The following is a 1040-nucleotide window of genomic DNA, read 5'->3' on the forward strand; positions in this document are numbered from 1 at the left end:
GGGGGGCAGTGTCCGGTCGTGCATGGGCGCGGTCTGCACCCGACCGAGGGAGAGCGTAGTTCCGGTTGGTGGCCGGGTCGGCTTAATCTGAAGTTGCTCGCGCGTAATCCTGCGGTGGCCAACCCGCTCGGTGAGGATTTTGATTACGCGAAGGCGTTCAATAGCCTGGATCTGCCCGCGGTGAAGCGGGACATCACCCAGGTGCTGACCACGTCGCAGGATTGGTGGCCCGCGGATTTCGGCCATTATGGCCCGTTGGTGGTGCGGATGGCGTGGCATGCTGCGGGCACGTACCGCATTGAGGATGGCCGCGGTGGTGCGGGCGCGGGTCAGCAGCGGTTCTCGCCGTTGAACAGTTGGCCGGACAATGTGTTGTTGGACCGGGCTCGGCGGGTGTTGTGGCCGGTCAAGCAGAAGTACGGGTCGAGCCTCTCGTGGGGTGACTTGATGGTGCTGGCCGGGAACGTTGCGATGGAGTCGATGGGTTTCACGACCTTCGGTTTCGGTGGCGGCCGGGTCGATGAGTGGGAGCCCGACGAGTCCGTGTATTGGGGGCCGGAGACGACCTGGCTCGGTGACCAGCGCTACCACGGTGACCGTGAGTTGGAGAAGCCGTTCGCGGCGACCCAGATGGGCCTGATCTACGTCAACCCGGAGGGCCCGAACGGTGTGCCCGATCCGTTGGGTGCGGCGCGGGATACTCGCGAGACGTTTAAGCAGATGGCGATGAACGACGAGGAGACCGTCGCGCTGATCGCCGGTGGACATACCTTCGGCAAGACGCACGGCGCGGCGGATCCGGAGAAGTATGTGGGTGCGGAGCCGGAGGCTGCGGGTCTGGAGCAGATGGGTCTGGGCTGGAAGGGCAGTTACGGGACCGGTCATGGCCGGGACACGATCGGCAGTGGTCTGGAGGTCACCTGGACGAACACGCCGACGACGTGGGACAACAGTTTCTTTGAGATCTTGTTCGGTTACGAGTGGGAGTTGACCAAGTCCCCGGCGGGTGCCTACCAGTGGCAGGCCAAGGACGGGGCCGG

Annotated in this window: 1 protein-coding gene; it reads left to right on the plus strand. The window is 64.7% G+C overall.

The window, feature by feature from the left end; genetic code table 11:
• Positions 1 to 1040: peroxidase family protein (locus tag FGL98_RS25140; protein WP_342780009.1), on the plus strand; the 1040-nt coding region annotated here is incomplete at both ends.

Source organism: Leekyejoonella antrihumi (genome assembly GCF_007845645.1).
Taxonomy (GTDB): domain Bacteria; phylum Actinomycetota; class Actinomycetes; order Actinomycetales; family Dermatophilaceae; genus Leekyejoonella; species Leekyejoonella antrihumi.